The 7,431-nt window shown below is 43.9% G+C and carries 6 protein-coding genes; 1 reads left to right on the top strand and 5 read right to left on the bottom strand.

Annotated features, from left to right (window positions below; genetic code table 11):
- On the top strand, positions 1-327 hold a 327-nt coding region (locus ACP69U_RS03755; protein ID WP_426137850.1), incomplete at its 5' end, for an integrase core domain-containing protein.
- A 308-nt stretch (positions 328-635) separates the two neighbouring features.
- On the opposite strand, the gene ACP69U_RS03750 is transcribed toward ACP69U_RS03755, so the two are convergent.
- The 5 genes from ACP69U_RS03750 to ACP69U_RS03730 form a co-directional block, all read right to left on the bottom strand.
- Positions 636-1,898 carry a hypothetical protein gene (locus ACP69U_RS03750; RefSeq protein WP_426137849.1) on the bottom strand — a complete coding sequence of 421 codons (1,263 nt, stop codon included), beginning with the start codon at positions 1,896-1,898 and terminating at the stop codon, positions 636-638.
- Positions 1,899-2,016: 118 nt separating this feature from the next.
- A complete protein-coding gene (locus ACP69U_RS03745; RefSeq protein WP_426137848.1) occupies positions 2,017-3,474 on the bottom strand; it encodes a hypothetical protein in 1,458 nt (485 codons plus the stop codon).
- A 248-nt stretch (positions 3,475-3,722) separates the two neighbouring features.
- The gene (locus tag ACP69U_RS03740; RefSeq protein ID WP_314885116.1) at positions 3,723-4,253 is read right to left on the bottom strand and encodes a DUF2726 domain-containing protein; all 531 of its coding nucleotides are present in this window, start codon (positions 4,251-4,253) and stop codon (positions 3,723-3,725) included.
- Positions 4,254-4,551: 298 nt separating this feature from the next.
- Complete coding sequence (locus tag ACP69U_RS03735; RefSeq protein WP_426137847.1) at positions 4,552-5,724, bottom strand: SPOR and LysM peptidoglycan-binding domain-containing protein; 1,173 nt, start codon at positions 5,722-5,724, stop codon at positions 4,552-4,554.
- A 258-nt stretch (positions 5,725-5,982) separates the two neighbouring features.
- The gene (locus tag ACP69U_RS03730) at positions 5,983-7,386 is read right to left on the bottom strand and encodes a bifunctional folylpolyglutamate synthase/dihydrofolate synthase (protein ID WP_426137846.1); all 1,404 of its coding nucleotides are present in this window, start codon (positions 7,384-7,386) and stop codon (positions 5,983-5,985) included.
- Positions 7,387-7,431: the final 45 nt, after the last annotated feature.

The raw sequence follows: 7,431 nt of genomic DNA, 5'->3' as shown, positions 1-7,431 counted from the left end.
ATTCATCATAGCGATAGAGGGGTTCAGTATTTATCCATTCGCTATACAGATAAGATGACGGACTCTGGTGTGATTGCCTCTGTTGGCACAACAGGGGATTCTTATGACAATGCCTTGGCTGAGACAGTCAATGGCCTTTACAAGTCTGAGGTGATTCATTATTTAAAGCAGAGCTGGAACGGTGTAAATGATGTTGAACTGGCAACGCTTGAATGGGTGGACTGGTTCAATAAAACACGACTGCATAGCACGATTGGTTATGTGTCGCCTTTTGAGTTTGAAAAGCGGTATTATGACAATTTAACCCTGTCAGGCATTGCTGCCTGACTCAAGTAAAACACTCTCCGATATAGTCGGGGCGGTTCAAATCTTGCGACGCTTGATATAAGGGCATTACGAGCCGCCCATTATATCGAATGGTTTACTAGGCGCGACTGCTATGATGGACGACAGCCGCAGTTAGCTTGGTCAAACGATGCACTGCCTACGACAGGACTATACTTCGAAGGTCATAGTCCGATCGTCATTTATCCTGAACAACGCGACAAAACGCATGATAAATTTTAGTAACGTCCACCGCATTATATGCACATCGACGCTTTAGCCATCTGCTTTATTAATGCAATGTAATGAAGCTACCAAGCATAGCGTCCATACAAGCTAATCTCACTGCGTTTGGCTTTTTCTGAATCGAGACTGTCAGTCAGCAATTTGATGCCAGCATAGCGACTGTCTACAGCGAGACCCAATGCTTGCGTTTGCGGCTCTATCAAACCCGTCACCGTAATGGGGAAAGCATCATTGGACGTTTGGTAGCCTGCGGATAATTGATATAAGTCTTGAATGTCATTCACTTGACCATGTAGACCGAGCTGCCATTGACTGTCTAGCTGATGCTGAAGGCTACCTTCCACTCGCCATGGCAATGTCTGTGTGACATCGTCAGTGCTAAGCTGCCCTTCAATCGTATAGAGAGGTCTGCCGTTGACGTCATAATCCAATGCATAACGAGTGCTCGGCATGTCTTTCCAGCGCATGCGTCCAAGGATATCGTAGCCGCGCAGAGACAACTGCGTGCTATCAGACAACTGACCTGTGAGCTGCAAATCGAGCGAATAACCATATCCCGAAGGTTTCGCGGGGTTCCAGTCTAGGTTTTCCTCCCCTAAAGCTGGTTCATCATAGTAATAATCGATGTAAGCGTTGGTTTTATCCAAACTTTCTCGTATGTCTGTCACCTCATTATTTGGTAACACTCTGGTGCTTAAATCGCCAACTATCTTACCTTCTAGTGCATGCAGTCCTTGCCAGAGATTGGCACGAGTCGTCAATTGCCAGTTGGGCATGAGCTGCTGCGTCAGACCGATATTAGCACCGAATCTTTCATTGTGCTTGGCTTCTAAAAATAACGGATAATCTTGACTGGTGCTTGAGGGCTGTTTATTTTCATACTGCCAATAAACTTCGGCAGTCTCTTTGCTAAACGTCATTAAATAATCATAACGCCAACCTAGACCGTAGCTAATCGCACTGCCCGCAGGACGAATCTCAAGCGACGTCCGACCTTGGGCATAAGCATGATCACCCGAGTCCAAAGGGGCACTCCAATCGTCTAAAAATGCTGAGATAGGCTGTGTTGGGCTATGAGCCGTTGCCATCACACTCCACTCTATCTGTGCGTCTGATTGTTTGGTCTGACTGTCTAGCAACCCTGTCGCTTGGGGGTAGAAGTAAAAATTCGTATCAGCAGCTGGTATATCTGCACTATCAGCAACCGCAGCGCTGGATATCATCATAGCCGCAATCGCTGGCGTAGTGATTAACTTGGTACGGCTGTATAAATGCGATGCTAAGCTTTTAGGTAAAAAACCATAGAGACTTGAAACGTTATATGGCATAAATTTCTCACGTTTATTAGAGAGCATAAAAAAGAGACAGGAATCTGTCTCTTTTTTTTGTTGCTATACCTCAATCGTTACTAACAACGTTTGAGAGTCGATGTGACACATGGTTTGATTATAGAATAATTAAACTGTCATCAGTAAACTTGGCAGTAACTTTGCCATCATTATCCATTAAATCACCATAGTCTTTACCGTTAACCATGATATCGCCAAGCTTGCCCATTTTATCTTTGATAAAGTCACCATTGGCATCAACATTTAGCTTGATCGACGCTTTATTTTGCTCAACGGTAAACTGGGTGCTAACCACATCATAGTTATTGTCTAAGCTTGACTTACCGCTTACGAATAGCTTCTTACCCTCTACGCTAGCAGTCAGACCTTGTAGCCCAATAACATTACGAGCAGTACGTTTAAGATTGGCTTGGAAATCAAGTGGAATCGTCGTTGTATTCTCTTTCGTTACCTTGCCTTTAATCGCCAATACTATTTCCATACCTACGTATTTATTGGCGGCCTCTTCGATATCTCCGACTTCATCGATTATGATAAATTTCTTTATATCAGCGTCATTGGCAGTCGCGTTCAGTGTAATCTCTACATCAGTCATCGGTTTTTGCTTGGTCATCTTGCCCGTTATAGCAAACTTATAAGGGATTGTTCTAACCACCAGACTGTTATCTGCCAGCTTTCTGCTGACATCCAGCGCAGCAAATTCAAAATCTTTTGCTTCAATCACGCTATCATTAGCCGTCAACTTCAGACTGCTTAATTTGATGACCGCCTTTTCTAGCGTGATGCCTTCTCTATTTGCGTCATTGATATCAAACTCATCATTGACCACGACTTTATCACTGAATTGACCACTGACTGTTGCGCCTTTAGTACTTGAGTTGAGAGTAACGGTATCAGTGCCAGTGCCAATTTCAATACTCTTGAAACCCAAGCTACCGTTAAAGTTATCTGTACTGGTGTTTGAGCTTAGCGCATCTTCAAAACCATCAAATGCTACTTTAAAACTGTCTTGATTAACCACAACAGGTCCGTACAAACCTGTTTGCGGGTTATACACATAATCGTATTCTTCAATATCAACCTTGGTGCTACCAGTTAAGGTAAACTTCCCATCAGCATTTAGCGTCGCTAAAAAGTCTTTTTCTGGGGTCAAGACTATATTTCCCAATGCTGTTTCAAACTCTTCATCGTTAGCCAGTGCAATAATGTCAGCTGCAGTGAGCTGTGATACATCATTCTCTTCCATATAGTATTTTAGATCACTTGGGATATCGAAGGTATAACCAAGTCGCGTATCTTGCTTTTCTGTAAGGATATCACTTACATCTTCGTAAGCATCTGTAACCGCTTTATTGTCACTGACAAATAGCTTGGCGGTACGAATCATCTCTTTCGCTTGCTCGATCTCAGACAAACTATTATCGACAGGCGGCTTAACTGGCACATCAGGCGTATTAGTACCATTACCGGAAGAGCTATTATTATTGTCATCACCACAGCCTGCTAACGCTAACGTGCTGGCTAACGCTAATGCGCTCAATTTAAAAAATTTCATAACACAGTCCTTTATAGAGTAATTTTAAAAACGAGAAGCACCAAAATCTTTATCTAATTAAGCAAATAATGCCTTAATTCAAAAAAGCGCCTCTTAATTTAGAAAACTTAAGTTTGCTTTAAAATAAAATAATAATACTCTTATTTAAACAACTTATCTATAAAGTAAACGAATATAACAGCAATGTTACACAAAAAAATAAATGCCGTTGTTGCGACTAATCTTGACTGTCTACCAAAGATACTTTATCAATAGCTTTCAATCACTTGCATCAGCTCGTACCTGAGCATATCTGCGCTTGGCATGCGCTCAGCGTGAAAGCGCACAATAGCAATACCGGCACTAGCAAGGGCTTTGTCTTTTTTGTCATCCGCCTTTTGACGCGCTTTACTCGTGTGTGTCCAATCATCAAGCTCGATAGCAACCAGCGTGGTCTGCGCATCAATATCCACAATCACATAATCGACGCTTTGACGGCAGATACGATTGAACCAAAAGCTACGCTCGGACGCCTCACTGCTATTGCCTTCGATAATGCGTGACAGTTGAACTTGAACGAAAATATGATATTCCGGCAACGCACTTTTTAGCTTATTAAAGAAAATGACTTCCGTATCCGTCATAATCGGCATCGGCGCAAACGGCCAAATAGCCAACTCATCACCGCGTACTGGCTTTGGATCAGGCTCAACAACTGGAGGTCTTTTCAACAGCTTTGGTACGGTAATCAGCCCTAAAAACCCAACGGCCAATATTAAAAATATAACACCAAATGACATGGTTTTACCTTATACATGATTAAGGCAGCCAAATATGTATGACGACTTCCATAAAGTGACATACATACTCAACTGCGACAGGGCAGCCCTTATAGGCTGACCCGTTATACAGAAAAAATCAGGGGCAATCGGCGCACATCGTAGCTAAGCTTGCGCCAATCAGCAAACACTAAAACAAAAAACACGACAATAAATGTCGTGTTTGAATAAAACTCAGATAAAACAATAAAATCTAACCAAGACTCTGCTGTTTATTTAGCAATAATAGTCATCCGATTATCGTGATTTTAATGCTATTTTAGCGCCAGTATAAAACCCAAGCACTGGTCGTATTGACCTTAGGATCGCTATTGATTTTATCTTTTAACGCTAACGCTGCCACTTTACCGCGCTCAGGACCGACGATGACGCGAACCCCGCGGCTGGTAGGGCTAGTCTTAACTTGGTAGCCAGCGGATTTAAATTTCTTTGCTAGTTCGTCAGCTTTGGCTTGATCGTTTGCCAATGCTACTTGCACCCCAAAGCTGCCTTTGGCGTCGGTTTCTTTGACTTCTTTACGGGCTTCACTGAGTTTCTGCTGTGCTTCACGCTTAGCATCCGCTGATTTTTTGGCTAAAGCCTCTTCTTTCTGACGCTTGTCTTCACGTGCCTGCTCAGCCGCTGCCGCTTCACGTGCTAATCGCTCCACTTGCTTACGTGATGGAATGGTGATGTTTTGACCCAGTTGTAGCGATGTCGATGGTGACAGATTATTCGCTTGTGCCAATACTTCTACTGGCATATTGTACTGCCGCGCCAGTTTAATCAGCCCATCTCCTCTTTTAACTTGATAATCAGAAGGCGATTTTGGTGGCTCATTTTTAGCCGCTTCTGCTGCCGCTTGTTTTTTCTCAGCCGCAGCATCCGCTTGTTTCTTAGCATCCGCTTCTTTTTTACTGTCTGCTAGTTTCTTAGCTGCAGCCTGCTCTTTAATCGCCGCTTGCCTTTGAGCCTCTTGTTGCGCTTGGGCAGCTTTTTGCTGGTTGCCAGTGTTTGTCTCACTTTCAGCTGACGCAGCAGCGCTAGTCTTTTTTATTGGCGTTGTAGCGTCATTTTTTTCCGCATCGGATTTATCACTCTCTTCAGCAGCTGCTGCACTACTGGCCATATACTGCTGACTTTCTGCACGGGCTTTTGCCAATGCTTCCGCCTCAGCGGCTTCCTGTTCAGTTAAGAACTGCTGGGCACGTTTTTCTTGTTCAGCCACACGAGCAGCGCGCTCTTTTTGTTTTTCTGCCAAGATACGTTTTTCAGTCTCGATATCCGTCGTCAGCGGCTGAGGAGACTCTTGCTCAGGGCTTGGCTTATCTACCATTGCTGACGCTGGTTGTGGTTCATTACTATCACCAATCTGTTGCACCATGGCGTATAGCATCACGCTACCGCCGATAATCATCCCAATGCCCAATAAGGCTTGTCTCGAAAAGTTCATCCGTTTACGTCTCTTAGTTGGTAATAAGGTTGATTGAGCGGCGCAACTGTCGTCTCAAAACTGTGTTTAGATAGTTTTAATAGCCTTGATAGGTGTCATTGCCACCAGTTGCGTCCATCCGTTTTTAAATGTTATGCCAAGCGTTTAATGCCATTATAGAGCAACTTGCCAAATCACTTTGATTATAAAGCATATTTTTCATACTGTCTGCCATCATGCTACTGCTAAGATTAACATTAAATAAGCACCATTTTAATGTTAATTATCAACCGCCAGTGCTGCCAGTGCCTCGCCGATCGTATGAAAGGAGCCACATACCACGATAAGGTCTTGCGGCTGACTGCCATTGATAACCGCATCGGTCGCTTCTGATAAACGTTTAAATTCGTGTATTTGAGCATCATCGACATAGCTCGATAAGATACCTTGCAAGTGCTCGGTGCTCGCGGCACGTGGATAATCAATCTCAGCGATATACCAATCGCTAATCGGTAAGCCCGCTATCGTCAAATGCTGCACGACTTTATTGATATCTTTATCACCCAACATAGAAAACAGCATTTTAATGCTGGCAGGTTTTCCTGTAGCTTGACTGATATGATTACTATTTGTATTACTGCTTTGATTGAGAGCCTCAGAGCTATTTTGATTGGCTAAATGCTGTTGCCAAAGCGGTAATAGTTGCGCCAATAAAAACTCAACGCCTTGCTCGTTATGCGCGACATCAAACAGCCAATGACGATTGTGGGTCTCACGATAATCAAAGCGACCAGCGAGCCTGACCGTTTGTAATGCTTGCTCGATAGCAGTGCTATCGACATTTAACGAACTTGCGAGCACTGCTGATAAGGCATTAGTAGTATTGGTCAATGACAGCGCTGGGCGCGGTAACTGCATGGTGACAGCAGCATTGCTATATTGCCAAGCGCTTGCATCCACTTCACGATAATCAAAATCTCGCCCAACTTGATAACAAGTTGCTTGATGCTTATCAATCGCTTGCTGCACACTGACTGGCATTGCAGTAGCACCATAAACCACGCTGATACCATCACGTAAGATACCTGCTTTCTCACGGCCAATATCTTCAACATTGTCACCCAGCCAATCGACATGATCGATAGCAATATTGGTAATCACTGCCATATCAGGATCGATGATATTGACCACATCTAAGCGCCCACCCAGACCGACTTCCAACACCCAGACATCACAGTCCGCTTCGGCAAATATTAATAATGCGGCAAGTGTGGTCATCTCAAAAAATGACAAGGTCAGCTCACACGCTAATCGCGCTGCTTCTACCTTGCTAAAGGCTTCAATTAACGTCTCGTCACTGACCATCTCGCCATTGATACGCACGCGCTCATTAAATACACTTAGATGCGGTGATTGATACAGAGCCGTTTTATAACCTGCTGCTTGGCACATCTGCGCGATGACAGCCGTCGTTGAGCCTTTACCATTGGTGCCCGCCACCGTAAATACATAAGCATCGTCTTTGGCTGACTGTACCACGCCTAACGCCTCGGCAACTGGCAAAACTCGCGACAACCCCATATCTATTGCCGATACATGAATCTGCTGCATATAATCGAGCCATTCGGTCAAGCTAGAATGCTTGTTGGGAGTGTTAGGGTTAGAAGGTAGAGAGTCGGACATGGACACAGCCTATATATAATTTTTTGAATAAAAAAATGGTCAATG

The sequence above is a fragment of the Psychrobacter sp. TWR1-1-1 genome, assembly GCF_049895865.1.
GTDB lineage: Bacteria > Pseudomonadota > Gammaproteobacteria > Pseudomonadales > Moraxellaceae > Psychrobacter > Psychrobacter immobilis_A.
This window is presented reverse-complemented; position numbering and strand designations above follow the sequence as displayed.

Bases quoted from the DNA above. Each gene is read 5' to 3' on its own strand.
- ACP69U_RS03750 (WP_426137849.1), bottom strand. From the start codon at position 1,898: ATGCCATATAACGTTTCAAGTCTCTATGGTTTTTTACCTAAAAGCTTA.
- ACP69U_RS03745 (WP_426137848.1), bottom strand. From the start codon at position 3,474: ATGAAATTTTTTAAATTGAGCGCATTAGCGTTAGCCAGCACGTTAGCG.
- ACP69U_RS03740 (WP_314885116.1), bottom strand. From the start codon at position 4,253: ATGTCATTTGGTGTTATATTTTTAATATTGGCCGTTGGGTTTTTAGGG.
- ACP69U_RS03735 (WP_426137847.1), bottom strand. From the start codon at position 5,724: ATGAACTTTTCGAGACAAGCCTTATTGGGCATTGGGATGATTATCGGC.
- ACP69U_RS03730 (WP_426137846.1), bottom strand. From the start codon at position 7,386: ATGTCCGACTCTCTACCTTCTAACCCTAACACTCCCAACAAGCATTCT.